Source organism: Modestobacter sp. VKM Ac-2982 (assembly GCF_026967935.1).
GTDB lineage: Bacteria > Actinomycetota > Actinomycetes > Mycobacteriales > Geodermatophilaceae > Modestobacter.
This window is the reverse complement of record NZ_JAPVBL010000001.1, coordinates 1,014,215-1,040,776: the sequence shown is the minus strand read 5'-3', so window position 1 is coordinate 1,040,776 and position 26,562 is coordinate 1,014,215. Positions and strand designations below refer to the sequence as shown.

The 26,562-nt window shown below is 73.5% G+C and carries 20 protein-coding genes; 8 read left to right on the top strand and 12 right to left on the bottom strand.

The genetic code is table 11. The features are described 5' to 3' along the window. Positions 1–24: 24 nt before the first annotated feature. The 7 genes from O2W20_RS05185 to O2W20_RS05155 form a co-directional block, all read right to left on the bottom strand. A complete protein-coding gene (locus O2W20_RS05185) occupies positions 25–1,671 on the bottom strand; it encodes a hypothetical protein (protein ID WP_269170665.1) in 1,647 nt (548 codons plus the stop codon). 93 nt (positions 1,672–1,764) lie between these two features. Beyond that, positions 1,765–2,700, bottom strand: coding sequence for a DNA-3-methyladenine glycosylase family protein (locus tag O2W20_RS05180; RefSeq protein WP_269170664.1), 936 nt, complete (start codon positions 2,698–2,700; stop codon positions 1,765–1,767). A 41-nt stretch (positions 2,701–2,741) separates the two neighbouring features. Further along, positions 2,742–3,512 carry an SDR family NAD(P)-dependent oxidoreductase gene (locus O2W20_RS05175; RefSeq protein WP_269170663.1) on the bottom strand — a complete coding sequence of 257 codons (771 nt, stop codon included), beginning with the start codon at positions 3,510–3,512 and terminating at the stop codon, positions 2,742–2,744. 40 nt (positions 3,513–3,552) lie between these two features. Continuing rightward, positions 3,553–4,635, bottom strand: a complete 1,083-nt coding sequence (locus tag O2W20_RS05170; RefSeq protein WP_269170662.1) for a mannose-1-phosphate guanylyltransferase — start codon at positions 4,633–4,635, stop codon at positions 3,553–3,555. Between the two features lie 50 nt (positions 4,636–4,685). Beyond that, complete coding sequence (locus O2W20_RS05165) at positions 4,686–5,618, bottom strand: glycosyltransferase family 2 protein (protein WP_269170661.1); 933 nt, start codon at positions 5,616–5,618, stop codon at positions 4,686–4,688. Positions 5,619–5,630: 12 nt separating this feature from the next. Then, positions 5,631–6,821, bottom strand: coding sequence for a glycosyltransferase family 4 protein (locus O2W20_RS05160; RefSeq protein WP_269170660.1), 1,191 nt, complete (start codon positions 6,819–6,821; stop codon positions 5,631–5,633). A gap of 76 nt (positions 6,822–6,897) precedes the next feature. Beyond that, positions 6,898–8,625 carry a glycosyltransferase family 39 protein gene (locus tag O2W20_RS05155; protein WP_269170659.1) on the bottom strand — a complete coding sequence of 576 codons (1,728 nt, stop codon included), beginning with the start codon at positions 8,623–8,625 and terminating at the stop codon, positions 6,898–6,900. A 176-nt stretch (positions 8,626–8,801) separates the two neighbouring features. Here O2W20_RS05155 and O2W20_RS05150 point away from each other — a divergent pair, with 176 nt between their 5' ends. The 4 genes from O2W20_RS05150 to O2W20_RS05135 all read left to right on the top strand — a co-directional run bounded on the left by O2W20_RS05150 (position 8,802) and on the right by O2W20_RS05135 (position 13,787). Beyond that, positions 8,802–9,893: a glycosyltransferase family 4 protein gene (locus tag O2W20_RS05150; protein WP_269170658.1), complete on the top strand. Its 1,092-nt coding sequence runs from the start codon at positions 8,802–8,804 to the stop codon at positions 9,891–9,893. Positions 9,894–9,958: 65 nt separating this feature from the next. Continuing rightward, positions 9,959–10,732, top strand: a complete 774-nt coding sequence (locus O2W20_RS05145; RefSeq protein ID WP_269170657.1) for a hypothetical protein — start codon at positions 9,959–9,961, stop codon at positions 10,730–10,732. Then, on the top strand, positions 10,729–12,249 hold the full coding sequence (locus O2W20_RS05140) for a glycosyltransferase family 4 protein (RefSeq protein ID WP_269170656.1): 1,521 nt from the start codon (positions 10,729–10,731) through the stop codon (positions 12,247–12,249). Before O2W20_RS05145 ends, O2W20_RS05140 begins: the two co-directional genes overlap by 4 nt. After that, complete coding sequence (locus O2W20_RS05135) at positions 12,246–13,787, top strand: glycosyltransferase (RefSeq protein ID WP_269170655.1); 1,542 nt, start codon at positions 12,246–12,248, stop codon at positions 13,785–13,787. The genes O2W20_RS05140 and O2W20_RS05135 overlap by 4 nt, the downstream gene beginning before the upstream one ends. 77 nt (positions 13,788–13,864) lie before the next feature. Here O2W20_RS05135 and O2W20_RS05130 read toward each other — a convergent pair whose 3' ends face one another. Together O2W20_RS05130 and gmd are read right to left on the bottom strand one after the other, a co-directional pair. Beyond that, positions 13,865–14,854 carry a GDP-mannose 4,6-dehydratase gene (locus O2W20_RS05130; protein WP_269170654.1) on the bottom strand — a complete coding sequence of 330 codons (990 nt, stop codon included), beginning with the start codon at positions 14,852–14,854 and terminating at the stop codon, positions 13,865–13,867. Further along, positions 14,851–15,837, bottom strand: coding sequence for a GDP-mannose 4,6-dehydratase (gmd, locus tag O2W20_RS05125; protein WP_269170653.1), 987 nt, complete (start codon positions 15,835–15,837; stop codon positions 14,851–14,853). The genes O2W20_RS05130 and gmd overlap by 4 nt, the downstream gene beginning before the upstream one ends. A gap of 106 nt (positions 15,838–15,943) precedes the next feature. Here gmd and O2W20_RS05120 point away from each other — a divergent pair, with 106 nt between their 5' ends. Genes O2W20_RS05120 through O2W20_RS05105 form a run of 4 tightly spaced genes read left to right on the top strand, consistent with a single transcriptional unit; the run spans position 15,944 to position 21,097 of the window. Further along, positions 15,944–17,041 (top strand): glycosyltransferase family 4 protein, encoded by a 1,098-nt coding sequence (locus tag O2W20_RS05120; protein ID WP_269170652.1) that lies wholly within the window; start codon positions 15,944–15,946, stop codon positions 17,039–17,041. A gap of 29 nt (positions 17,042–17,070) precedes the next feature. Next, positions 17,071–18,057, top strand: a complete 987-nt coding sequence (locus O2W20_RS05115) for an FkbM family methyltransferase (protein WP_269170651.1) — start codon at positions 17,071–17,073, stop codon at positions 18,055–18,057. Beyond that, entirely contained in the window at positions 18,054–19,571 is a 1,518-nt protein-coding gene (locus O2W20_RS05110) for a glycosyltransferase family 4 protein (protein WP_269170650.1), read from the top strand. The genes O2W20_RS05115 and O2W20_RS05110 overlap by 4 nt, the downstream gene beginning before the upstream one ends. An 8-nt stretch (positions 19,572–19,579) precedes the next feature. Continuing rightward, positions 19,580–21,097, top strand: coding sequence for a glycosyltransferase (locus tag O2W20_RS05105; protein WP_269170649.1), 1,518 nt, complete (start codon positions 19,580–19,582; stop codon positions 21,095–21,097). 115 nt (positions 21,098–21,212) lie between these two features. On the opposite strand, the gene O2W20_RS05100 is transcribed toward O2W20_RS05105, so the two are convergent. The 3 genes from O2W20_RS05100 to O2W20_RS05090 form a co-directional block, all read right to left on the bottom strand. Next, positions 21,213–22,898 (bottom strand): SpoIID/LytB domain-containing protein, encoded by a 1,686-nt coding sequence (locus O2W20_RS05100; RefSeq protein WP_269170648.1) that lies wholly within the window; start codon positions 22,896–22,898, stop codon positions 21,213–21,215. 344 nt (positions 22,899–23,242) lie between these two features. Further along, the gene (locus tag O2W20_RS05095; RefSeq protein ID WP_269170647.1) at positions 23,243–24,361 is read right to left on the bottom strand and encodes a glycosyltransferase family 4 protein; all 1,119 of its coding nucleotides are present in this window, start codon (positions 24,359–24,361) and stop codon (positions 23,243–23,245) included. Continuing rightward, positions 24,351–26,555, bottom strand: a complete 2,205-nt coding sequence (locus tag O2W20_RS05090) for a hypothetical protein (protein ID WP_269170646.1) — start codon at positions 26,553–26,555, stop codon at positions 24,351–24,353. Before O2W20_RS05090 ends, O2W20_RS05095 begins: the two co-directional genes overlap by 11 nt. Positions 26,556–26,562 lie beyond the last annotated feature (7 nt).

Genomic DNA, 26,562 nt, shown 5'->3' with positions numbered 1-26,562 from the left:
CACGGGCCGGCGGCTCGGCCGCGGTCAGCCCGGCGGAGCCGGCGGGCCGAGGACGACCGCGGTCTCGCCGAGGTCGGTCTGGACCGTGCCGATCACCGATCCGTACGGCACGGCCGGGATGTCTGCCACGGTGACCAGGGTCACCCGCCACGTCCCCTCGCCCGTCGCCGTGCGCCTGGCGCCGAACGCCTCTACCCAGGGCTCCTCCACCGTGACCCGCCGGTCGGCCCGGTCGAGTTCGTTGGCCAGCCCGGCCAGCGTCGGCCACGACCGCTGGTCACGGACGTCCAGGACCAGCGCCTGGTCGTCCTGCTCTGCCGGCACCGCCTGCCGGACCAGCTCGGCGGCGGCCTCGACGCCCGGCCGGTCGGTGAGGTCCTCAGCCCCGCCGAACAGCCCCACCGTCGCCACCACGGCAGTGGCGGTGAGCGCCACCCCGACCACGGGACGGCCCCAGCGCCGGGTGCCCGGGCGCCTGCCGACCAGCTCCCCGGCCAGCAACCACGCCACACAGGCGAGCAGCAGCATCGGGAGGACCATCACCCACAGCACGCTGCCGCTGGAGAGCTGCCCCACCACGGACCGTGCCGCTGACACGGCGGCCACCGTCGCGACGGCCAGGACCAGCCCGAGAGCGGCGACGAACGGCCGGCCCCGGCGCCGGGCCACCCCCGCCACGACGACGGCGGCGGCCACCTGGGCGACGACGGTCAGGGCGGCAGCCGGCGACGCGCCCGCCACGTCCAGCGGCACCGACCCACCGGACTCCCCGCGGAGGGGGGCACCGAGCAACTGACCGACGGCCTGGACCGCTCCTCGCCAAGACACCACCGACTCCGGTGAGCTGCCGAACACCTCGTGCGCGAGCCGGCCGAGGTTCCCACCACGGGCGCCGGGCCGCAGCTGCTGCCAGAGCGGGGGGACCCACAACGCCACGGTGGCGAGGGCGCCGATGAGCACGGCCAGGAGCCCGCGGCCGCCCGCGGTGGACCGTGGGTCGCCGCTCCCGCGCCGCCAGGCGCGGGACGAGCCGACCGCCGCGACGGCCGCCAGCAGCGCGACCAGCGGCGCCGTACGGACGTCCGTCTGCACCAGCACGGTGCCGACCACCGCGAGCCCGGCCAACGCCGGGGCGCTGCCGATCGCGGCGCGGGCCGCCAGGACGAGGGCGAGCGCCGTCGGCAGCAGCAGGGCAGCCGGGCCCTCGACCTGCACGAACGTGACCGGCGGCAGCCGGACCACGACCAGCAGGACGACGAGGGCCAGCAGCGGGCGGTCCCAGGGCCGGGCACGGCCGACCGCCAGCACCAGGAGCGCGGCCGCGAGTGCGTGCAGGGTCAGGGACGCCGCCACCAACCCGGCCCCCGAGTCGCCGTAGACCGAGCGGAACGCGGCGAGGAGGTAGAACCAGACCGGCCCCGGCTGCGACGCCTCCGCGCTCACCCACGGGCCGACCAGCTGGTCGACCCCGGCCGCGTCGCGGGCGTGCAGGTCGGCCAGGGCGGCCTCGCCGCCGGGGGTGACCGCACCGGTCAGGTTGAGCCGGATGCCGACCACCAGGAACGGGAGCAGCACCGCGAGCACCGACAGCCCGGTCAGGCTGCGGGGCCGACCGCGCTCGACGGTCGACCCTCCCACCACCGGTCGGTCCAGCTCGGTAGCGCTGCTCATGATCTCCGTCCCCCCGGTCCCGGTCGCGGGGAGTCTGTCACCCCCGTCGGCCAGGACCCGTCCGACGCGGCGGAGCACCGTGGACGGGTCGGTTCAGATCGAGCGGTACTGCGTCGGGGCCATCCGGGGGCCCCGCTTGGGCGGCATGCTGCCGCCGATCTCCAGCAGCCGGACGACGCGCTGCCGGTGCCCGCGCCAGGGCTCCAGCAGCTCGAGCATCCCGGCGTCGTCGGTCTTCCGGCCGGCCAGCGACCAGCCCACCAGGTTCTTCAGGTGGTAGTCACCGACGCTGACCGAGTCCGGGCAGCCCACGGCGCGCTGGGCCACCTCGGCCGCGGTCCAGACGCCGATGCCCGGCACCGACTGCAGCCGGCGGCGCAGGTCGGCGCAGTCGTCGTGGACGCCGGCCTCCAGCCGGGACGCGACCGAGGCGACCGCCCGCAGCGACCGGCGGCGGGCGCCGTCCAGCCCGCAGCCGTGCCACTGCCAGTCGGTGACCGCGAGCACCCGCTCGGCCGAGGGCACCACCCGCATCCCCGCCGGCGCCGGTCCGGGCGCCGGCTCACCGGCCAGCCGCAGCAACTCCCGCCAGGTGCGGTGCGCCTCGATGCCGGTCACCTTCTGCTCCAGGACGGCGGGCACCAGTGCGTCCCACACCCGCCCGGTGCTGCCCAGCCGCAGCCACGGCGCCCCGCGGTGCAACCGGGCCACGAGCGGGTGCGGGGTCGGGTCGAAGTCCGCCGGCCGGTCGTCGGCACCCAGCCAGCGGGGTGCGCGCCGGCCCGCCCACGCTGCGCCCGGTCCCCAGGCCTGCACCCGGATGGCCGACGGCCCTCCGGTCAGCCGCACGGTGGCCGGGCCGTCGGGGGTGGTCGTCGTCCGCCAGACGCCGTCCTCGGCGTAGCGCAGCGTCGGGTCGCCGGTGCCCCGGCGGTCCCGGGACAGCGTCCGGCGCACGTCCAGCGGCCAGTCCGGCGTCCAGACCTGGTCGTGGGCCGGTGCATCGACGACCGACAGCTGCTCCCCCACTGCGTTCCCCCCGGTGCGCTCGTCCCTGATGTGCGCTGCCGTCAGCGCGGTGCCATCCGCAGCGCGCCGTCCATCCGGACGACCTCACCGTTCAGGTAGCCGTGCCGCACGATGTCCAGCGCCAGCTCGGCGAAGTCCTCGGGGCGGCCCAGCCGCTTGGGAAACGGGATGCCGGCGGCCAGCGCCGTCCGGGCCTCCTCGGGCAGCGAGGCGAGCAGCGGGGTGTCGACCAGGCCGGGGGCGATCGTGCAGACCCGCACGCCGACGGAGGAGAGGTCGCGCGCCGCCGGCAGGGTCAGCCCGACGATGCCGCCCTTGGACGCGGCGTAGGCGATCTGCCCGATCTGGCCGTCGTACGCGGCGATCGAGGCCGTGTTGACGACGACGCCCCGCTCGCCGTCCTCGTCGGGCTCGGTGCGGGCCATCGCGGCGGCGGCCAGCCGGAGCACGTTGAAGGTGCCGATCAGGTTGACCGTCACGGTGCGGGTGAACGGCGCCAGGTCGTGCGGGGCGCCGTCGCGGCCGAGCACCCGCTGGGCCCAGCCGATGCCGGCGCAGTTGACCGCGATCCGCAGCGGCCGGTCCTTCCCGGTCGCGTCCTCGATCGCCGCCTGCACCGACGCCTCGTCGGTGACGTCGGTGCGCACGAAGGTCGTGTGGCCCCCCAGCTCGGCGGCCAGCGCCTGCCCGCGGTCCTCCTGCAGGTCCAGGACGGTGACCGCCACCCCGGCGGCGGTCAGCGCCCGGGTGGTGGCCTCACCGAGGCCGGAGGCCCCTCCGGTGACGACAGCGGCGACGTCGAGGTTCTTCATGCCGCCGAGGTTAACCAGCCCGTGCGAGCCCGCCGAGGGGTCAGCCGAACCTCGCCCCGAAGCGCTCCTGGGCCGCGCCGAGCAGCGCCTTCACCCGCTCGGCGTCGGAGACCGGGCAGACCATGGTGACGTCCGCGGTGTGCACCACGACGCTGTCGCGCACCCCGACCAGCGCGACGAGGTGCTCCGGGTCGTCGCTCAGGACGACGTTGCCGGAGCTGTCCAGCAGGACGGTCAGCCCGCGGGTGGCGTTGCCCGCGTCGTCGGCGGTCAGCGTGTTCGCCAGGGCCGGCCAGGAACCGACGTCCAGCCAGTCGACGTCCAGGTCCACGACGGCCACCCGGCCGGGCTCCGCGGCGGCCGGCTCCAGAACGGCGTAGTCGACGCTGATCTTCGGCAGGGTCGGGAAGACCTCGGCCAGCACCGCGTCACGCTCGGGACCGGCCGGCGCAGCCACGATGCGCCCCAGGCCGGCGGCCGACTCCGGCAGGTGGTCGGCGAGCGCGTCCAGAACCGTCTGCGCCCGCCAGACGAACATCCCCGAGTTCCAGACGTACTCGCCGCTGGCCAGGTACTGCTCGGCGGTGGCCAGGTCAGGCTTCTCCCGGAACGAGGCGGCCTCGCTCGCACCGGCCACCTCGGTCGGCGCGCCCTTCTGCACGTAGCCGAAGCCGGTGGCCGGCGACGTCGGGGTGACGCCGAGGGTCACCAGCGCCCGCGGCCGGACGGCGAGCAGGTCGTAGGCGGTGCGCAGCGCGTCGGCGAACCGCTCGACCGGCCGGATCACGTGGTCGGCGCTGACCACGGCCAGCTCGGCGTCGGGATCGACGTCGGCGACGAGTGCGGCGGCCAGCCCGACGGCGTTCGCGGTGTCCCGGGCGACCGGCTCCAGCACCAGTCGGTCGGCCCGCAGCTCGGGCAGCGCGGCCCGCACCTGGTCGCCGTACCGGGCCGCGGTGCACACCCAGATCTGCTCCGTCGGCAGCACAGCCTGCAGCCGGGTGAACGCCTCGGCCAGCAGGCTGTGCGCGGAGCCGTCCTCGGCGGCCACCACGTCGAGCAGCTGCTTGGGCCGCTCGGCCCGGGACAGCGGCCAGAGCCGAGTGCCCGATCCGCCCGCCATGATCACTGCGTGTCGCATCATTGCCTTCCGTGGTGGTGGAGGAGAACCGGTCAGCCGTGCGCGCGGGCCCGGAACCGGCTGCGTCGGCCGGGGAGCTCGGCCGCGGAGTGCTGCGGCCGCGCCCCCGCTGCCACGCGGCTGCTGACGTAGGAGACGAGCATCCTGCCGCCCAGCCCCGCCCGGAGCGCCGCCCGCAGGGGGGCTCTGCGGATGCCGGGGTGGTCGGCGGCGAGGTAGCGCAGCGCGCTGGTGTGGTGCACGCGTTGCATCCGGTGCGGCTGGCGCCGGGTGGCGTGGCCGCCCTCGTGCACGATCTCGGCCGAGGGGACGTAGACGTGCTGCCAGCCGCGCCGGGAGAGCCGACGGGCCAGGTCGACGTCCTCGAAGTACATGAAGTACCCGGGGTCGAAGCCGCTCACCGACCAGTACGCCTCGAGGTCGACGAGCAGGCAGGACCCAGAGAGCCAACCGGCCGGTCGCTCCCGGGGGGCCTCCCGTTCCCGGCGGTAGCGGGCGGTCCAGGGGTTGGCCGGCCACAGCCAGCCCAGCAGTGCGTGGCCCACGCCGGTCGACAGCAGCGGGAGGTCCCGCGCCGACGGGTAGAGCTGGCCCTCGGGCGTGCGGATGGCCGGGCCCAGGGTGGCCGCTCGCGGCCACCGCTCCGCGCCCGCGAGCAGCTCGTCGACCGCACCGGGCTCGAACCGGACGTCGGGGTTCGCGATCAGTGCGTGACCGGTCATGGCCCCCTCCAGCCCGGCGTTCACCGCAGCGCCGTACCCGACGTTCCCGCCGGTGCGGAGCAGCCGCACCCACGGCCAGCGCTCGGTGGCGGCCTCCGGCGCGCCGTCGGTGGAGCCGTTGTCGGCCAGCACGACGTCCAGCGGGCGGCTCGTCGCCTGCGGCAGGGACTCCAGGAAGGCGGTGAGGGACTCCCCGGGTGAGTAGGTCACCGCCACGACACGCAGCCGCGCTGCCGAGGTCACCACACGGCGACCCTAGACGGGGCGGCCGCCGGCACCGGCGTGCGGTGCTGGACGGCCCGGCCAGCGGCGCCACCACGGGCCGCTGCCCGCAGCCTGCCGGTAGACCTCGAGGTGGACCTGTGCGGCGCGCTCCCAGGTGAAGGTCGCAGCTCGTCCCCGCGCCCGGTCCGCCAGCGCCGAGCGGCGCGCCGGGTCGGCCAGCAGGTCCGCCAGCGCCCGGCCGATCGAGTCGCTGTCGACCTCGCAGTAGGCCACGGCGTCCCCGCCGACCTCGGGCAGCGCCAGCCGCTCGGTGGTGAGCACCGTGGCACCGCAAGCCATCGCCTCCAGCACCGGCAGGCCGAAGCCCTCACCGAGACTGGGGTAGGCGACCACCTCCGCACCGCCCAGCAGGCCCGGCAGGTCGGCGAGCGGCAGGTAACCGGGGCGCAGGAGGGTCAGGTGCCCCGGCACGGCGGCCACGGCTGCGTCCACCCGGTCGTCCCAGCCGGCCCCGCCGGCCAGCACGAGGGCCGGCGGATCGTCGAGGTCACGAACGGCCTGGACCCACCCGGCGATCAGCGCAGGCACGTTCTTGCGCGGCTCGATGGTGCCCAGGAAGGCGATGTACCGGCCGGTCAGCCCCAGCGACGCCGGCACCCGTGACCGGTCACCCGGAGCCGGTGGCCGGAAGACGGACGTGTCCACCCCGTGCCAGGCCACGTGCACCTTCCCCGGGTCCACCCCTGCCTCGCGCACGACCTCGGCGCGAGTGGCCCGCGACGGGGCCACCAGCGCCGCCGCCAGCCGGCCGGCGAGGCGGGTGGCGGTCCGGAAGAAGCGCCCCTTGGTCGGGGTGTGCAGTCCGGGGTCGGTGAAGAACGTGGCGTCGTGGACGGTGACGACCACCGGCCGGCCAGCCAGCAACGGCAACGTGTAGTGCGGGCTGTGCACCACGTCGGCGCCGCAGCGCCGGGCCAGCAGCGGCAGCAGGGTCTGCTCCCACAGCAACCGGACCGGGCGGCGGGCCACGAGAGCCGGCGCGGAGACGACCTGCGCCGTCGGGACGCTCGTGCGGAAGCCGGCGACGTCGTGCGCCTGGGCCACCAGGACGAGGTCCACGTCGAGCTGCCCCAGCGCCGGCAGCACCCCGTCCAGGTAGCGGCCGACCCCACCCCGGTCCTGTGGGATGGCCGTGACATCGACGAGGACTCGCACGGTCATCCCCGTCTCACCGACACCGGGCCACTCTACGGCCGACGCCGGCCGGAGGTGGCCGCGCCGCACACCCGCGAGCCGCCTAGGGGACCTCATAGACCCAGACGCCACCTGTGGCCTCAGCAGCTCCCGGGAGGACCCGGTCCATGACGGCCTTCCACTCCGGGTGGGCGGCGTCCACCACCACCAGCTCGACGTCCACCTCCTCCAGGTAGGGCAGCAGCTTGCTCTCGTAGTCGTAGGTGAGGTCCTGCACGAACAACGCCACCGGCAGCGGCTCGTGCAGAGCGGGCGGCAGCTCCGCCCCTCCACCGTTCCCCGTGGGCAGGTCGAACCGGAAGTCCAGTTCGGTCACCCACCGCATGCCCGGACCCCACTGGCCGGCGGGCAGCACGAGGACGTTGTCCCCGTCCTCGATCCGTTCGGCCAGCGCCCCGCTGGTGACGAACGGTGGGTCGGACACGTCGACGGGGAAGGACCACTCCGACAGGTTCGGCAGGAGAAGGACGACCGAGACCGCTGCCGTCGCGCCGACCGCCCACCGGGGCACGCCGCGGGTGACCCACGCCTGGGCGATGAGCACCGACAAGGCCATGAAGACGAAGGCGGAGAAGCGCGAAGGCAGGGCGTGGTCCAGCCCGGGCAGGGACGTGGCCCAGGTCCACGGGAGGGGGACTGTCTGCTGGCCGGCGATGGTCAGGACCGGTCCCAGGCTGCACAGGAAGGCGACACCGGCGAAGAGCACGAGGCCGACCGTCGCTCGGGTCCGTGCGACGACCAGCGTGACCAGGGTGAGCAGCAGCAGGACGACCGGCACGTAGCCGGTGTTCTCTGCGTCGTTGCCCAGCCAGCTGGCACGCAGACCGGCGAAGAAGCTGTCCCCGATCAAGGTCGTCCGGGTGGGTGCCACGACGTTGGTCAGGTCGGTGGGGTAGGCCGACGGTGGGTTGGCGACCGTCTCGGGTATGCCCGCACGGAGGCCGGCTATGACCACCGGACCGGCGAGCAAGAGGCCGAGCACCCCACCGCCGGCCAGCCAGGGCAGGCTCAGCAGCAGCCGTCGGCGCAGGTCTGGTGTCGCCACCACCCCGGCGACCACCAGGGCGACAACGGCGAACACCGACTCCGTCACGAACAGCTCGGTCGACGCACCGATGGTGAAGGCGACCGTCGCGCCGGTCACCAGGACCAGCCAGCGACGTCGCAGCCGTCCCCGCACCGTCCGCGCGACCAGGTAGGCGAGTAACGGCAGGCCGAACACCCACATCAGGTTCAGATGACCCAGGGCGTGACCGGTGAAGTAGGGGCTCACGATCGTCACGGCCCCCGCGAGGAGGGCTCCCCACCTGGTGTGGAAGAGCTCCCGGGCCAGCAGGAAGACCGCAGTCCCGGCGGAGAACACCGACAACAGGAAGGCGGTGTTGTAGGCGGCCGTCCCCCCGAACAGGGCCGTGACAGGTGCGACCAGGAGCGACACGGACGGGATGGAGATGGCATTGCTGAGGTCCAGCCCGTCCGGCGCGTACAGGTGCGGCGTGGAGAACGGGTTCTCGCCGTGCAGCAGTGCGTGCAGGTTCCACACCAGGTAGTACTCGAAGGACTCCGAGTCCCCCGAGTTGGACAGCCGCAGGTCCCCGAAGTCGCGCAGCACCCATCGGCCCCAGAAGGCGACGGTCCAGGCGGCGAGCAGGAGCAGGTCCACCAGCAGACGACGGCGACCCGGCCGCGACCAGGAGCCGGTCCGCCACCGGGCCGGCGACGGCACGGGCTCCGCCTGCGGCGGAGGTGCGCTGCGCCCCTCGGTCGTCACGACGCCCCCTCGATGTCGACCGCACGGGCGGTGACGACGGCTCCAGCGGCCGATCGTCCCCGTCGGCCCCGAACTCGCCGGCAGCCTAGCCGCGGACCGACGCCGTCGAGAGCAGCGCCGCACGGCCGCACGCCTAGGTTGGGTGGGTGCACGGACCCGTTCCCCTCCGCATCGCGATGACGGTCGAACAGTGCTGGCAACAGGTGCCCGGCGGCTCGGGCACCTACATACGTGAGCTCCTTCGTGAGTACGCGGGCCGGGCCGACGTCGCGGTGAGCGGGGTGAGCGCCCTGCACCGGCACGGGGCTCGGCCACCACTCGGCCCGGAGGTCCCGGTGCGGGCGGTCCCGTTGCCCCGCGCCGCGCTGTACGAGACCTGGTCCCGGTGGAGGGTGCCGCGCGCGGGTGGCCCGGACGACGTCGTGCACGCCACCACCTGGGCCGTCCCGGGCAGCCGGCGACCACTGGTCGTCACCGTCCACGACCTGGCGTTCCTCCACGACCCCGAACACTTCACCCCGCGAGGTGTGACGTTCTTCCGGCGCGGACTGGCGATCGCCCGGGACGAGGCGACAGCCGTCGTCGTCCCGTCGTCGGTCACCGGAGCCGACGTCGTCGAGGCGGGGTTCGACCCCGAGCGAGTGCACGTCGTCCCGCACGGGGTCCGACCAGCCACCACGGTGCCGCAGGACCTGGTGGCCTTCCGTGAGCGCTTCGGGCTGAGCCGGCCCTACGTGTTGTGGGCCGGCACCCGCGAGCCGCGCAAGAACCTCCCCACGCTCGTCTCCGCCTTCGAGCAGCTGCTCGCCGGCGGGGCAGACCTGGACCTCGTACTTGTCGGGCCGGACGGATGGGGGTCGGAGCGGTCTCGGCTGACCGGCTCCACCGCCGGCCGGGTGCGCCTGCTCGGCCGGGTCTCCGACCACGACCTGCAGACCGCCTACGCCGGTGCGCTCGTCTTCTGCTACCCGTCACTCCGAGAGGGCTACGGGATGCCGGTCACCGAGGCGATGGCGCACGGTACGCCGGTCGTGACGTCCCGGGACACGGCAACGGAGGAGGCAGCCGGTGGGGCCGCGGTCCTCGTCGACCCCAGGGACGTGACGGACGTCGCCCGAGGGCTCGCGGCTGCCGTCGAGCCGGCCCGCCAGCCGGCGCTCCGTGCCGCGTCGGCCCACCGGGCTGCCCAGCTGAGCTGGTCGAACAGCGCGCAGGCCACGATCGACGTCCTGCGCTGGGCGACCGAGCGGGGCCCACGCCGCGGCTGAGCCGCCGCGGCGCGCCGCCCGCGACGGTCCCCGCCGGACCGTCCCGGTCTCCCTATGATCGAGCGGTGTCGCCCGAGACCGCCTTCGTGTCCCATGCCCGGAACCACGAGGACGTCGTCCTGTGGAGGGCGCTGGGACACCTCCCGAGCGGCCGGTACGTCGAGGTGAGCAGCCGCTCGACCGCGGAGGGCTCGGTCGGACGAGCGTTCGCCGACCGCGGCTGGCACGGCCTCTCCCTCGACGTCACGCCCGAGGACGCCGGTAGGGCCGCCGGGCTGGATGCCCGGATGAGCGCCGGCGGGTGGGCCCCCGGCGACGACCTCCACTTCGTGGCCGTGGCCGCCCCCGGAGCCACCAGCGAACTGCTGCGCGGTGTCGACCTCCAGCGACTGCGGCCCTGGGTGCTGGTGGTGGAGCTGGCCCAGCCGGAGGCAGCGGCCGAGCGACCCGAGGACTGGGAGGACGACCTGCGCGCGGCCGGCTACACGGCCTGCCTGTTCGACGGCATCTCCCGGTTCTACGTCGCCGCGGACCGCGCCGCGGAGCTCGGCGACGCACTGGGCCACCCGGCCTGCGCCCGGGACGGCTTCATCAGCCGCGCCCACCTGTCCGCGCTCGAGCTGAACCAGGAGCTGGTGGACCAGACGACCCACTGGCGGACGCAGGCTCTCACCCGGTGGGCCGATGCGGTGTCCCTGGTCGAGGCCCGTGAGGACGGCGACGACGAGCGGGAACTGCTCCGCAGGCAGGTGCTCGCCTTCCAGCAGACCCTCTCCTGGCGGGTGACCCGCCCGTTGCGGGCGGTGCGCCCGCTGCTCGGCCGGGTCCGGGTGCGATGACCCGCGCCCGCATGCCGGGGCTGGACAGCGCACGGCTGTTGACCGCCCTGGACCAACGTCTCACCCAGGTCGCCGTCACCCTGCTCGGAGAGGAGTGGACGACCTCCTCGAGCACCGTCCCCGGGACTGCGACCGCGGCGCTCCTCCCCGAGCTGGTCGAGCACTGCCGCCCGGCCGACCGGGTCGGTGCCCGCTGGCTGCTGCTGACCGCGGCCTTCGGGGCCTTCCCGACGCCGGCGCAGGTGATCGAGTTCGGCCGACGACTCGAGCTGCTGCCGGCCCACCAAGCCGAGTCGGACCTGCTCGCCGAGATGCTCCACGAGCGCGGCCGCGGCCGGCTGGACCTGCCGATGGACGTCGTGGCCGGTGGCGTCCTCGTCGACGTGGACTTCTCGGCCCGCCATGACACCCACACCGGCATCCACCGCGTTGTCCGGGAGACGCTGCCGCGCTGGGCCGACACCAGCCGCGACCGCATGGTGGTGCGCCCGGTCGCCTGGACCGACGAGTACTCGACGTTCCGCACCCTCACCGCCCCGGAGGCCGCGCGGACGCTCCGGCACGGTGCCACGCACCCGCTGCCCGACGGGGACGGTCCACCGATCCGGCTCACCGTCCCCTGGGAGAGCGTCGTCGTGCTCGCCGACGTCCCCAACGGGCGGGTAAGCGACCCGCTGACCGCACTCGCGCGCTTCTCCGGCAACACGGTGTCCGTCATCGGCTACGACATGATCCCGATCACCAGCGCGGACACGCGGCCGTTCCAGGACGCAGTCGCCTTCGCCCAGTACCTGTCGGTGGTCAAGCACGTCCACCGGATCGCCGGGATCAGCCGCTCGGCGTCGGCGGAGTTCGAGGGGTTCACCCACGCGGTGCGCGCTCAGGGGCTGCCCGGTCCGCAGGTCCGCACCGTCGGCCTGGTCACCGAGGTCCTGCCACCCTCGGGCGCTCCCTCCCACCCTGCCACCACCCGCCCGGTGGTCGTCTGCCCGGGCAGTCGTGAACCGCACAAGAACCAGCGTGCGGTCCTGCACGCAGCCGAGCGGCTGTGGCGCCAGGGGATCGACTTCGAGCTCCGGCTGGTCGGTGGTCCGGGCTGGTCGGAGGACCAGCTCCGGCCGGCCATCGAGCGGCTGAACGCCCAGGGCAGACCGTTGCTGGAGCTCGGCCGGGTGAGCGACGCCGAACTCGTCGCCGAGCTGCGCGCCGCGGACGTCGCGGTCTTCCTCTCCTTGCACGAGGGGTACGGGCTGCCGGTGACCGAGGCGCTCGCCTGTGGGACGCCGGTCCTCACCACGGACTTCGGCAGTCAGCGTGAGATCGCCGAACAGGGGGGTTGCCTCATGGTCGACCCCCGGGACGACGACGCGATCAGTGACGGCCTCCGCCGACTGCTGACCGACCGCGACGAGCTGGCCAGGCTCCGGGCTGAGATCGGCGAGCGCCCGGTCCGCACGTGGGACACGTACGCCGGGGAACTGTGGACCTGGCTGGTCGAGGGAGAGGGTGGCTCGTGAACCGTGTGAGGGAGCGGCACCGGATGCGCCGGGCCGCGCCGCCACCACTGTCCCCCGCCACCCATGCGGCAGCCTGGGCCCGCAGGGTGCACCTGGTCCGCACGGCACTCGGCGCGGCGCCGGCGACGCCGACCCTGATCGATCGGCCGGCCGCGCTCGGCGCCGTCCTCGGCGACGTGGTCGACCACTGCGACCGGGCACACGTGTGGCTGACCCTCGCCGCACTGACCGGGCGGCTCCCCGATCGGCACGCCGTCGTGGAGGTCGCCCGGGCGAGCGAGTTCGACGCCGGGGCGTCGCTGTGGGCCGCCGTGGCCGAGCACACGACCGACGAGAGCGCCGGCTGGGACGTACGGCTGGCCTCGGGTGAGGTCCTGGTCGACGTGGCGCACACGGCGTCCACGGATCTGACCACCGGGATCCAGCGTGTCGCCCGGGAGACCACCCGCCGGTGGCTCGGCTCGCGCACGTGCACGCCGGTGTCCTGGTCGGAGGGCTTCGACGCCATGCGCGAGCTCACCCCCACGGAGTTGCGCCGGGTCCTCCGCGGTGCCGTCGAACGTCGCCGCGCCGACCGCGGGCCGATCACCCCCCGGCCACCAGGTGAGGCCGACCCGGTCGTCATCGTCCCGTGGCGGGCCACCTACGTGGTCCCGGAACTGGCCGCCGAACCGCCACGGAGTGCTCGGTTGCTGGCGATGGCCGAGCTCAGCACAAACCGGACCGGCGTGATCGGCTTCGACTGCGTGCCGATCACCTCAGCGGAGACCACCCAGCTCGGCTTCGCGGGCGTCTTCGCCGGGAACCTCGCCGCGGTGCGCCACTTCGACCGGGTCGCCGCCATCTCCGGGGCGGCGGCGACCGAGTACTCCGGCTGGCGGGCCATGTTGTCGGCCACCGGGCTGTCCGGGCCTGCGGTGACCTCGGTGCCGCTGCCGGTGGAGGGCGCCCTCCCCACCGACGACGACACGGCGTCGGCGCGGCAGCGTTTCGTCATCGGCGGCCTGCCGCTGGTCCTGGCGATCGGCAGCCACGAACCACGGAAGAACCACCTCGCCGTCCTGCACGCCGCCGAGCTGCTCTGGCGCGAGGGCCAACGGTTCAGCCTGAGCTTCATCGGCGGCAACTCCTGGGGAAGCGCCGACTTCACCCGCCTGCTCAGTGAGCTGCAGCGGTCAGGGAGGCCGGTCGACACCGCGAGCAAGCTGTCGGACGGACAGCTGTGGGCCGCCTATCGGCTGGCTCGCTTCACGGTGTTCCCCTCGCTGAACGAGGGCTTCGGCCTGCCCGTGGCGGAGTCGCTGGCAGCAGGCACGCCGGCGGTCACGTCCGACTTCGGCAGCATGCGGGAGCTGGCTGCCGGGGGCGGCGCCCTCACGGTCGACCCGCACGACGACCACGGCCTGGCAGACGGGATGCGCCGCCTGCTGGTCGACGACGAGCTGCACGCCGAGCTGAGCCGGGCCGCCAGATCGCGACCGGTCCGCGGCTGGGACACCTACGCCGACGAGCTCTGGGACCACCTCGTCGCCTGGTGAGCCGCAGGCATCGCCGCCACGGTCCCGAGTGCCACCGCCCCGGACGGGGCGGTGGCACTCGGGATGACGTCCGCAGCTCAGTCGCCCTGGGCGTCCAGGAGGGCCAGGTCGTGCTCGACCATCCGGGTCACGACCTCGGGGAAGGTCGTCGTGGGCGACCAGCCGAGGAGCTGCCTGGCCCTGCTGGAGTCCCCGACGAGCTCGGGCGCGTCCGACGGCCGGGCGAACCGCGGGTCCAAGGTGACGTGCCGCTCCCACTCGGTGATGCCCGCCGCCGCGAACGCGGCCGCCACGAAGTCCCGGACGCTGTGCGAGACCCCGGTGGCGACGACGTAGTCCCGGCCGGCCTCGTCCCTGGCAGCCGCGGTCATCGCCGCTACGTAGTCCGGGGCCCAGCCCCAGTCCCGGCGGGCGTCGAGGTTGCCCATCGCCAGCTGGTCCTGTAGTCCCCGCGCAATACGTGCCGCTCCCACGGTGATCTTGCGGGTGACGAAAGTCTGCGGCCGCCGGGGGGACTCGTGGTTGTAGAGGATGCAACTGGAGGCGTGCAGCCCCCGAGCCCTGTAGACCCCGACCAGGTGGTGCGCGTACGCCTTGGCAGCACCATAGGGGGAGAGCGGGCGGACAGGGGTCGTCTCGTCCTGGGGCACGCGTTCGGAGCGGCCGAAGATCTCTGCGCTGGACGCCTGCACGAAGCGCACCGGGACACCCGTCCGCTCCTGCAGGTCGTACGACGCCTTGAGCAGGTGCCCGACGGCGACCCCACTGACCTGCGCGGTCAGCGCCGGCTGCTCCCAGGAGAGCGCGACCGAGCTGAGCCCACCGAGGTTGTACACCTCGGTGGGCTCCAGCTCCTGCACCAGCCGGTCCATGGAGAGACCGTCCGTCAGGTCCCCGCGGTGCACGTGCACCCCTGCCGGGAGCTCGGTGCTCCTCAGGGCGCTCGACGCACCGCCGGCCCCACGCACCAGCGCGTGGACCTCGACCCCCTGGCCCACCAGCTGCTCGACCAGGTAACCCCCGTCCTGGCCCGTGGCCCCGGTGACGAGGGCGCGGACCGCGCTCACCGGCCCGCGAGCTCCTTCTGCTGTGCGACGTCGGACTCGACCATCATCCGCACCAGCTCAAGGAAGCCGACCTTGGGCGTCCAGTCCAGCCGCTCGCGGGCCTTGGTCGGGTCACCGATGAGGAGGTCGACCTCCGCCGGCCGGAAGAACCGCGGGTCTTGCACGACCTTCCCCTCCCAGTCGTCGATGCCCACGTGCGAGAACGCGACGTCGAGCAGCTCGCGGATGGAGTGGGTCTCCCCGGTCGCGACGACGTAGTCGTCCGCCTCGTCCTGCTGCAGCATCCGCCACATGGCGTCCACGTAGTCGCCGGCGAAGCCCCAGTCACGCTTCGCGTCGAGGTTGCCCAGCGAGATGCTGTCCTGGAGACCCAGCGAGATGCGGGCGACCGCCTGCGTCACCTTGCGGGTGACGAACTCGGGACCGCGGCGGGGCGACTCGTGGTTGAACAGGATCCCCGACGAGGCGTGCATGCCGTAGGACTCGCGGTAGTTGATCGTCATGTAGTGGCCGAACACCTTCGCCACGCCGTACGGGGAGCGCGGCCACAGCAGGGTGGTCTCGCGCTGCGGCACGTCCTGCACCTTGCCGAACATCTCCGAGCTCGACGCCTGGTAGAAGCGGACCTTGGAGATGTCGTCGCCCGCGTACAGCCGCGTGGCCTCGAGGACGTTCAGCACACCCTGGCCGGTGACGTCCGACGTGAGCTTGGCGTTCTCCCAGGAGTACGCCACGAAGGAGATGGCGCCCAGGTTATAGACCTCGTCGGGCTGCGCCTCGCCGAAGGCCCGGATGAGGCTCGCGAGGTCGGTGATGTCACCGGTCAGCAGCTTCACTCCCGGGACGGTGCGCCGGACGAGCTCCGCCTTGGGGTTGTTCTGGCCGCGGATGAGGCCGTAGACCTCGTACCCCTTGGACAGCAGGAGCTCGGACAGGTAGAGACCGTCCTGGCCGGTGACGCCGGTGATGAGTGCGCGCTTCATACGTCCTTCAATCCTCGAGGCATGGAACTCTGGTTAGCGTAACGGGGACGTGTCGACGCCGTGGTCCTCAGTCACCGGTCCTCCCACCACCTGACACAGGAGCCCCGTGCGCATCGCCCTGGACGCCACTCCCCTGCTCGGCCAACGCAGCGGCATCGGCAACTACGTCCACGGCCTGGTGGACGGACTGGCCGGTCTGGTCGAGGGCCCGGAGGTGCTGCTCACGTTGTTCAGCGTCCGGGGTGCCGTGCCCGGCGTGCTGCCGGCGCGGACCCGGCCCGCTCCTCGGCGGGCACCGGCCCGGCTGCTGCGGCGCGCATGGGCACGGTGGACGTGGCCCCCGGCCGAGGCCCTGACCGGGCGGGTCGACGTGTTCCACGGCACGAACTTCGTCCTCCCACCGCTGGCGCGGGCCGCCGGCGTGGTCACCGTGCACGACCTGGCCTACCTCAGGTACCGGGAGACCGTCACCGGCGACGCCGCCGCCTACGCCGACCTGGTGCCGCAGGCGCTGGGTCGCGGCGCCACGGTGCTGGCCGTCAGTCAGGCGATGGCCGAGGAGATCCGAGCCGAGTACTCGCTGCCGTCCGAGCGGGTCGTCGTCGCCCACCACGGGGTCGACCCCCGGTGGGCCGCCGCCGACCCGCCGGACACGGAGAGCCGTCGGCGGCTGGGCCTGCCCGGCCGGTACCTCCTCTTCATGGGCAACCTCGAACCACGCAAGAACCTGGGCACCCTCCTGCGGGCCCATGCGGCGGCCCGGGAGGCCGACCCGTCGGTCCCCCGTCTGGTCCTGGTGGGCCCGGCCGGCTGGGGTGACCGCTGGCAGGGGGACCCGCCGGACCCCGACGCGGTGGTGCTGGCCGGCTACCTGGCCGACGCCGAGCTGCGGGCGACGGTGGCCGGCGCTGCGGCCGTCTGCATGCCCTCGCACTACGAGGGCTTCGGGTTGCCGGTCCTGGAGGCGCTGGCGGCCGGGCGACCCGTGCTCGCCAGTGACATCCCGGCCCATCGCGAGGTGGCGGGTGGGCAGGCGACCCTCCTGCCCACCCAGGACACCGACGCCTGGGCCGAGGCGATGACCCGGCTGCCCAGCGCCACCGGTGACGAGCAGACCCGGCGTGCGCAGGCAGCCCGGTTCACCTGGAGCGCCAGTGCACAGGCGCACCTGGCCGCCTACCGCAGCGCCGCCGAGACCCGGTGAGGTCCGGCGCTGCACCGTAAGATCGCCAGGTGCCTCCCGACCAGCGCTTCGTCTCCTACGCCCAGAACGCCGAGGACGTCGTCCTGTGGCGCGCCCTCCGAGACGTACCGGCCGGCCGGTACGTCGAGGTGGGCGCCAACCACCCAGTCGGTGGCTCCATCACCCGCGCCTTCTACGACCGCGGCTGGTCCGGGATCGAGATCGAGCCGGTCTCCGAGTTCGTCGAGGCGTTCCGTGAGGCGCGTCCGAACGACGTGGTGGTCCAGGCGGCGATCACCGACGCGGCGGTCGACACCGTGACCATGCACGTGATCGAGGGCACCGGCCTCTCCACCCTGGACGACGCGATCGCCGGAGTGCACCGCGGCAGTGGCTGGGCCACCCGCGATGCGCAAGTACCGGCCCGACGTCTGGACGACGTGCTGTCCGAGCACCTGACCCCGAGCGACGACATCCACTTCATGGTGGTCGACACCGAGGGCTCCGAGCGTGCGGTGCTGGCGACGGTCGACCTGCGCCGCTGGCGTCCCTGGGTGCTGGTCGTGGAGGCCACCGCGCCGAACAGCACGCGCCAGACCCACCTCGAGTGGGAGGAGCTGGTCACCGCGGGCGGTTACGAGTTCTGCCTCTTCGACGGGCTCTCCCGGTTCTACGTCGCCACGGAACGGGCCGCGGAGCTGCGCGAGGCGCTGAGCGTGCCGGCCAACCCGCTGGACGACTTCATCACCCACCGCGAACGTGTCTGGGAGAGCGAGCTCCACCAGCTGCAGGCCCGGCGGGACGAGGAGTCGGCGCTCCTGCGGAGTCAGAACGAGGAGCTGATCCAGGAGGTGATCAGGTGGCGGGGGGCGGTGCTGGCCCGCTGGGCGAGCGCAACCGGTGCCGGTACCGCGACCCAGGGCCACGAGGTGGTCCGGCTGCGCCAGCAGTTGGCCGACACCCAGGCCACCGTTTCCTGGCGGGTCACGGCCCCGCTCCGGGCCGTCCAGAGCCGGCGGTTGCGGGGATGGCGATGACCTCAGCGGCAGCCCTGCCCGACGTCTCGGCCGCCGAGGAGAGCCTGGCGGTCCTGCACCAGCGCCTCCAGGTGACGGCGCAGACGCTGGGGCTGGAGTCGGCGAGCCGGGCGGTCGACCCCGCGGTGGCGACGTCGGAGCTGTACGGCCGACTCGTCGAGCACGTCCATGCGCAGCTCGGCACCGAGGCGCTCTGGTTGCTACTCACCGCGATGGGCGGCGCCATGCCCGGGTCCGACGAGGTCCTGGGCGCCCTCCGGGCCCGAGACCTGATGAACGCGGCGGAGTTCAGCCGCTGGCTGCTCGAGGCGGGGCACGCGGCCGCGTGGCACGCCGGCGCGGCCGACGTCGAGATGGACGTCGTCGCCGACGCCGTAGTGGTCGACGTCGACTTCAGCGCCCGCTACAACCTGCACACCGGGATCCAGCGCGTGGTCCGGGAGACGGTGCCCCGCTGGGCGCAGGCGCACGACCTGACCCTGGTGGCCTGGACCGAGGCCGGCGGTGCGATGCGTCGGATCGCGGACTTCGAGGAGGACCGGGTCCTCCGCTGGGGACGCACGGTCCCCCCACCGGACGGCACCCCACCGGCGGAACGTCAGCGGCTGGTCGTGCCCTGGCGTTCCTCGGTGCTCCTGCCGGAGAACCCCTCCCCCACCCACTGCCCGGCCCTGGCGGCGGCGGCGCGCTTCTCCGGGAACACCGTGAACCTCATCGGCTACGACTGCATCCCCGCCATCAGCCCCGACCTCATCCAGACCCAGCTGCCCGACCGCTTCATGCGCTACCTTGAGACGGTCAAGCACGCATCCCGGGTGGCCGGCATCAGTGCCGCGGCCACCGGTGAGTTCCGTGGTTTCGGTGACATGCTCGCCGCGCAGGGGCTCCCCGGTCCGGTCGTGACCGAGTGCGCTCTCCCCGTCGAGGTGCCCGCCGGTGAGCCGACCGCTCAGCTCGACCCGCCGCTCGTGCTCTGCATCGGCAGCTTCGAGCCGCGCAAGAACCAGCTCGCCGTCCTGCACGCCGCCGAGCGGCTCTGGCGCACCGGGCTCCGGTTCCAGGTCGAGTTCGTCGGTGGCAGCGGCTGGGTGACCGAGTTCGACGACCTGCTCAACCGGCTGCGGTCCGCGGGCCGACCGGTCCGACGCCGCACCGCGATCTCCGATGCGGAGCTGTGGCGGACGATGCGCCGCGCGAGGTTCTCCGTGTTCGTCTCCCTGCACGAAGGCTTCGGGCTGCCCGTCGCCGAGTCCCTGGCCTGCGGCACCCCCTGCCTGACCAGTGACTTCGGGAGCACCCGCGAGCTGGCCGAGGAGGGTGGTGCGGTGGTCGTCGACCCACGCGACGACCTCGCGATCGCCGCGCAGATGAGGCGTCTGCTCACGGACGACGACCTGATCGCCGAGCTCCGTCTCCAGGCCTCCCGCCGGCCACCCCGGACGTGGGATGACTACGCCCGTGAGCTGTGGGACGCCCTGGTGAGCGCAGGCCGGAGCGAGGTGGAGATTCGATGAGCAGGCGTATGTCCACCCGGGTTGCACCCGCCATCTCCTTGTCCGGCCGGCTGAACGCGGCCTCGCCGAGAGAGCGAGCCACCCTGCTCGCCCGGCTGTCGACGGTCGTGTCGACGCTGTCCGGGTCGGCACCGCAGCGGCGGTCGGAGCTGATCGCCGCCTTCGAGGAGCTGCTCGCTGACGCCGACCCGTCGTCGGTCTGGTTGGCGACCTCGGTCCTGGACGGCGAGCTCACGACGCCGACGACCGTCACCCGGACGACCCGGGCGATCCGCCTGGACGGCGTCGCGGCCGCCTTCGGCAGCACCCCGGTCCGGACGGTGCGGAACTGGGTCCTCGGCCAGCACTGGCCGGAGGTGCGCGTCGTGACGGACACGGTCCTCGTCGACCTGGAGCACACCGCCCGGGCCGGGCTCGCGACGGGCATCCAGCGGGTGGCGAGGGAGACCACCCGCCGGTGGGCGCGGGACCACGAGGTGACCCTCGTCGCCTGGAGTCCCGACTACCGTCAGCTCCGTCCGCTGGAGGGTGCCGAGCGGACGAAGGCGCTGACCGGCGAAGGCGAGGTCCCAGCCGCGGGGCCGCCGGAGGTGGTCCTCGTGCCCTGGCGGTCGACCTATCTCCTGCCGGAGCTGTCGCCTGAGCGGGACCGCAACGAGCGGATCGCCGCCATCGCCCAGTTCGCCAGGTCGCGGACCGGTGTCATCGGGTTCGACTGCGTGCCCGTCACGACCGCGGAGACGACCGCTCTCGGTGTGGGCGAGGCCTTCGCCCACAATCTGGCGGCTGTCCGGCACATGGACCAGGTGTCGACGATCTCAGAAGCCGCAGCGGTGGAGTACCGGGGGTGGCGGGCCATGCTCGCCTCGACCGGGCGCACGGGTCCGGCGATCACGGCCGACCTGCTCCCCGCGGAGGTGCCCGCCACCACCCCCGAGGACCTGGCGGCCATCCACGCCCGTCACGTCGTCCCGGGCGTGCCCATGGTGCTCTGCGTCGGCAGCCACGAACCCCGGAAGAACCACCTCGCCCTGCTGCATGCGGCTGAACTGCTGTGGCGTGAGGGTGTGCCCTTCACCCTGGTGCTGGTCGGCGGACGTTCCTGGAACGACGAACGTTTCCAGCAGGCGCTCGAGGACGCTCGAGGGCGCAACCGCCCGGTCGAGACGGTCACGACGATGACCGACCGGGAGCTCTGGGCGGCCTACCGGGTGGCGCGGTGCACCGTGTTCCCGTCGCTCAACGAGGGGTTCGGCCTGCCGGTGGCGGAGTCCCTGGCCTGCGGCACCCCCGTGATCACCTCGGGGTACGGCGCGATGGCCGAGATCGCCCAGGACGGCGGCGCGCTCCTGGTTGACCCACGCGACGACCACAGCATCGCGGCCGCCCTCCGCACCGTCCTCATCGACGAGGCCGAGCACGCCCGGCTGTCCGAGCAGGCCCGACGCCGGCCGGCGTCCAGCTGGGACGACTACGCCGCCCGGACGTGGACGACGTTGACGGCAGGGCCGGCGCCGACGTCCTGACCCACACCGGCCACAGCGCCCGGCGTCCCGACCGAGGTCAGGACGCCGGGCGCTGCGGCCGGCCGCGGCACGACGTCACGTCACGTCACGTCACGTCACGTCACGTCACGTCACGTCACGGGAACCTGGCCTCGGCGCGCTGCCGGTACTCGGGACTGGCAGCGAGGAGGGCGACCACGTCGACGTCTCCCCGGCCAGCGAGCAGGCCGGAGAAGCTGCTCCGGCCGCCGTCGTCCAGGGCGCGTCCGAGCAGCACCTGGTAGTACTCCTCGAGCCGGCGGTTGCGGGCCTCCGGCGACTGCGAGATCGCCATTACCACCGGGTTCCGGCCGGCCTGAGCCGCCACGCGGGCCCAGGACGTCTGCTCTTCGGGCGCCGCGCCCCGCCCGAGCAGCAGTCGGTAGACCGCGTCGACCCACCCCTGCACCTCACCGCCGCCCAGCGTGTTCAGCGCTTCCTGCGATCCGTAGACGGCTGCGTTGAGGTCGTTGAGGGTCGCGCCGGCGCGCAGGTAGTTGAGCCAGGCCTCGGCACCGCCCCCATCGGGAGCCCGACGCAGGGCCAGGACGTAGGTGGTGTTCACCCACTGGGCGTATCGCTCCGAGGAGCTGGCGAAGCCGTGGGCGACGCCGTACCTCTCCGCGCCGGCGTCCACCGCTCTCGCCCAGTTGTCGATCCCGCCGGGATCGCCGGGCCGTCCCAGGACGTCGGAGTACAACGCCTGGGCGAAGGCACGGCCCGAGGTGGAGTGGGCGAACGCCACGGAGAACCAGTCGCTCTTGAGTCCCAGCGCCGAACGCACCTGGGCGCCGGTGAAGGACCTGCTCCCGCTGGAGGTGTCGAAGACCACGGTCACCGCTCTGCCGCCGTCTGCCCCGAGGCCGTTGCGCTCGGTGACCCGGACGCCGGTGATCGACGCCAGTCCCAACCGCGCTGCGGCGTCCGCCCGGGAGAAGGCGACCGTCCACGAGCGGTTGGGGTTGGCCGCAGTAGCGTCGCCTCGGTCCGCCACCGCCGGGAAGCTCCCCCCGGCGGTGTGGCCGCCGGTGGACGCACTGAACTCCGTCCGGACCACCCCCCCGTTCGGCCAGCGGCGGACCTGGCCGGAGGTGGCCGCCACAGCGCCATCGGTCCGCCCGTCCTCGAGCCAGGAGACCGCGCCTCCCGAGGGCTGGACGTAGGCACCTCGGTACACCTGGCAGCTCGTGGTGTCACAGGTCTTGGCGTAGGCCCGCCACTGGGACGCCAGCGCATAGCTCCGGGCGGCGACCGCCTGGGCCTTCAGCGCCTCCATGCCGCGCCCGCCGCCTGCCGAGCCCCAGCTGGCCGGCATCTCCCGCGGGAGGACCCCCCGCAGGTAGTCGTCCAACAGCACCGTGTTGACGGTGGTCTGGAAGCCCCCGCCGTCCAGCACGGCGATGTTGCCCCGGTAGGCGCGCACCTGGCCGGGTTCGCACATGCGGAGCTCACCGGTCACCGTGAGCCCGGAGGCGAGCTGGCCGTTGGCGGCACCGGACCACACCGACCACGGACCTCCGCAACCGTCGCCGACGAGGACCTGGAAGGTGTTGCTGGCCACGCCGCGGATGCGGACGGCGTTGGCCCCCAGGGCCACCCCGTTGATCGCCAGGCCGGGGCCGGTCAGCACCGTCTCGCGCGACCTCAGGCTCAACAGCTCGACGCTGACCGCGGGGTTGCCCACGTCCCCCGCCAGGGAGGTCCCGCCGTAGAAGTGGTCGAGGATGTCCCGGTAGTTGGCTCCGAGATCGACGGCGTATCCGTAGGCGCCCCACTGACCCATGCCCCGACCGTGACCGTACCCACGGCCGGAGAACGTCAGCTCCCCGTCCGCGGCGGTGGCCATCGGGAGGCCCGACATCACCAGACCCAGGACGAGGGCCGATGCAACCAGGATGCGTCTGAGCACCGGGCGGCGGATGCCGTCGCGAAGCGATGCCTTCACCAACCACCTACTGTCTGAGGGCCCTGCGTGGGGCGCGCGGAGCAAACCGGTTCCGCGCAGACGACCATCGATCCCAATGGTGGGCGTGTCGTCGCGCGGGGTCACGACACACTGCGACCAGCGCCATCAGACCTGATAAACCCGATCGTCCACTGGCACCACGCCGGGGAGCTCCGGGTATGTCAGTCCGCCAGTGTGTCGAACAGCCGCGCGTACTGCTCGATCGATGAGGCCGCCCCGTACCGACTACGTGTCTCGGCTGCGCCGACGGCCCGGTCGAGAGGCCATCCCTGCAGTTCCACCAGGGCCTGGTGGATCGCCGACGGGTCCCGAGGCGGGACCACGATCCCGAAGCCCGTCCGCTGCACGGGGATGCGCACTCCGGGGAGATCACTGGCTAGCGCGGGGACGCCGGTCATCATCGCCTCCACCTGGACGATGCCGAACGCCTCGAAGCTGTTGACCGACGGCAACGCGAACACGTCCAGCGAGGCGTAGAAGTCCGGGAGCGACTCGTCGGGGAGGAAGCCCAGCAAGCGCACCCGGTTGTCCTCACCCGCTGCCCGCCGGACCCGGTCGACGACGCTGCCCCCCGCGATCCGCGTGTGGTCTCCGGCGACCAGCAACCTGGCCGCCGGGTCGGTCAGCCGGCGGAAGCCCTCGACCAGGTACTCCAGGCCCTTCTCCTCGACGATCCGTCCGACGAACCCCACGTGGAGCCCCGTCCCGTCCCGGAACGCCGGTCGACCGCCGGCCCGGTCCAGACACGGTGGCGCGATCGCCTGCGACTTCCCGTCCATCGCCCCCGCGAGTCGCGAGTGCTCGGCGTAGTCGTCACTGGACGGCACCACGACGGCGCTGCGCCTCATGGCGAGCCGCGCCGTCCGGTCCATCACCGACTCCTGCAGCCGGTCGGCCCGGCCAGCGGACAGCGAGACGTCGCACTGGTACGTGAGCACCACCGGGGTGCCTCGGACCAACAGCGCGATCGGGCCTGCCTCCAACAGCGGCAGGTGCAGGTTGAGCACCCCGGCACGGCGCGCGGCAGCCGCGACGGCCAGCGGGAACGTGGGGCTGATGACGCCCTTGCCCAGCCGGGCGACCACCGGCGTTCGGCGCACCTGCACCCCGTTGACCCACTCCTCGGCAGGCAGCGCCTGATCGTGCCTGGTGGTCACCACGAGGACGCGGCGACCGGCCGCCGCCAACCCCTCGGCGACCACCCGCGCCGCCTCGGTGAGGCCACTCACGTAAGGGCTGTAGTAGGTCAGGGCCATCACCACGTCGTGCTCACGGGACACGTTGCACACCTGCCATCTCGATCCGTTGGGGACCCGCTGCGCCGACCGGCGCCTCGGGGAGGAGGTCGACGAGCACCGGCGCCGTCCCGGCGGGCAGTTCCACCGGCGCCGCGACCGGCTGGAGCGCCAGGTCGTCGACGACGACCGGGGGCGCGCCTGCAGCGCCTACCGCCACGTCCACGGGCTCGCCCAGGGGCGCCCTGAGCGTGAGGGTCACCGCCGAGCCGGTCCCCGGGGTACGGACCACCAGCGCCTGGGCCTGCGCGTTCACGGTGGTCGCCCCACCGTCGGCCCAGAGCCCGGTGTCCCAGTCGGTCAGTCCGTAGGGGGCGGCGATGACCGCCTCACCCCGGCTCAGGTCCAGCATGCGGAAGCGGTCGTTGGCGTGGACGACGACGGCAGGATCGGCGTCCACCTGGACGCCGATCCCGACCAGCCAGTAGCGGTCCACACCGCCACTCCAGAACGACTCGGTCCGGAAGTAGTCGGGCCGGATCGCCGGGTACTCGACTTGCTCGTCGTCCAGGAGCGCCAAGGTCATCCACTGCTGGTCGAAGAAGGACGGCACGAGCACTGAGACGTCCTCCTCTCCCGCGGCGGCCACCCACTGCCGCGCTTCGGAGAAGTCCGAGTCGACGTGCCGGGGCGCCAGGTCGGCCCGGGCGAAAGCGGCCAGGGACGAGCGCACGTTCACGCCGGCGAAGACCACCAGGGACCCCAGCAGCGCCGCTGCGAGGACGACCGCGACCGGGGCCCCGGCCCACCACCGCACCACCCGGACCTGCCGCTGCCCGCCCGTCACCGAGCGCCGGGACAGCCGGCGGACGAGGCTCACCCACCCCACCACCGCGATGAACAGCACCAGCGGGAGCACGATCTCGACCGCCCTGCGCTGGGTGTACCCCAGCCGCTGGACCGACAGCCAGACGATGAAGGGCAGGGCCGCCCCGAGCAGTCCGAGCCACAGGCCTCGCTGTGGTCCGAGCACGATGCCCAGCAGGACGCCGGCGACGACCAACGCAGCCAGCAGCACCGCCAACCAGCTGCGCTCGTCGCCGGCCCCGGCAGGCGCGACCCCGACGAGCCTGTTCAGCACGACATGCAGCGGGGCGTCGCGGAAGGGGGACGGGAAGGCGTCCGCGGCCCCTCCCCGGACGCCGATCAGACCCTGCACCGCGCGGTACCACGCCAGTGGCGCGATCGCGACGGCCGCCAGCAGCACGCCAGCCCCCCGGGCGGCGGCAGCCCCGAGCCCCGAACGCCGCAGCAGCAACGCTGCCACGAGCGCGGGGGCGACGAACGGGGCGTACTCGGAGTAGGTCCCGACCAGCCCGGATAACAACAGCCCGGCAAGCAGCACGGGCATGCGCCGGTCCCGCTCCAGGGCGGCGACCACGCCGGCCAGGACCAGCGGGGCCAGCGCGATGCCCAGCACGGAGGCGGCGTTCTGGTTGTAGACCTGCTGGACCAGGACGACCGAGCTGGCCATCACCACCCCGGACAGGACGCCGACGGCACGACCGAGCCGGAGGAGGGCGGCGGCGGCAAGACACCCTCCCGGAAGCAACAGCACCCAGACGGCCAGCCAGGGCGTGAAGGTGGTGACCGGCGACGTGCCCGTCACGGTGTTCAAAGACGCCTGGACGAGCTCCTGACCGACCCGCAGCGGGAAGGTCAGCGCGGACACGGCCGGGCCGTCGCCGGGGACGCCCGGGTCCGCCACGTCCATCGGCGCCGCCGGGATCATCGGCACGTCGGTGATCGGGTGGTCCGCCAGCCACGAGCTGACCGAGACGTACCAGACGGCGTCGTTGTTCGCCGACGGGCTGACGACGCGCGCGCTGTCCAGGATCGCGCTCGGGGCCAACGCGACGAGGGCGAACGGGATCCCCAGCGCCAGCCCTGCGAGCGACCACCCCGCCGAGGGCCGGTCCAGGAGCGGACGAGCCCGACCGCGACGGACGCCGACGACCAGGACGACCACCGCCAGTACCAGGACCACCACCAGCCCCCGGCGTACCGAGAGGAAAAGGCCGGTCGTGTGCAGCGCGGCGACCAGGAACGTCACGCCCACCAACGGGGCCGCCGGCAGGAGCGCGTGCCGGAGCTGGGGGGCCACCGACGCCAGGAGCGCCAGCCCGAGCAGGGCGAGCAGCCCCCAGGCGGCAGCGACGAGCAGGACGGTCATGAGCATCGGGGCC

Excerpts from the sequence above, each read along its gene's own strand:
- O2W20_RS05185 (WP_269170665.1), bottom strand. The coding sequence starts at position 1,671 with ATGAGCAGCGCTACCGAGCTGGACCGACCGGTGGTGGGAGGGTCGACC.
- O2W20_RS05175 (WP_269170663.1), bottom strand. The coding sequence starts at position 3,512 with ATGAAGAACCTCGACGTCGCCGCTGTCGTCACCGGAGGGGCCTCCGGC.
- O2W20_RS05170 (WP_269170662.1), bottom strand. The coding sequence starts at position 4,635 with ATGGCGGGCGGATCGGGCACTCGGCTCTGGCCGCTGTCCCGGGCCGAG.
- O2W20_RS05160 (WP_269170660.1), bottom strand. The coding sequence starts at position 6,821 with ATGACCGTGCGAGTCCTCGTCGATGTCACGGCCATCCCACAGGACCGG.
- O2W20_RS05150 (WP_269170658.1), top strand. The coding sequence starts at position 8,802 with ATGACGGTCGAACAGTGCTGGCAACAGGTGCCCGGCGGCTCGGGCACC.
- O2W20_RS05140 (WP_269170656.1), top strand. The coding sequence starts at position 10,729 with ATGACCCGCGCCCGCATGCCGGGGCTGGACAGCGCACGGCTGTTGACC.
- gmd (WP_269170653.1), bottom strand. The coding sequence starts at position 15,837 with ATGAAGCGCGCACTCATCACCGGCGTCACCGGCCAGGACGGTCTCTAC.
- O2W20_RS05110 (WP_269170650.1), top strand. The coding sequence starts at position 18,054 with ATGACCTCAGCGGCAGCCCTGCCCGACGTCTCGGCCGCCGAGGAGAGC.
- O2W20_RS05105 (WP_269170649.1), top strand. The coding sequence starts at position 19,580 with ATGTCCACCCGGGTTGCACCCGCCATCTCCTTGTCCGGCCGGCTGAAC.
- O2W20_RS05100 (WP_269170648.1), bottom strand. The coding sequence starts at position 22,898 with ATGGGTCAGTGGGGCGCCTACGGATACGCCGTCGATCTCGGAGCCAAC.
- O2W20_RS05090 (WP_269170646.1), bottom strand. The coding sequence starts at position 26,555 with ATGCTCATGACCGTCCTGCTCGTCGCTGCCGCCTGGGGGCTGCTCGCC.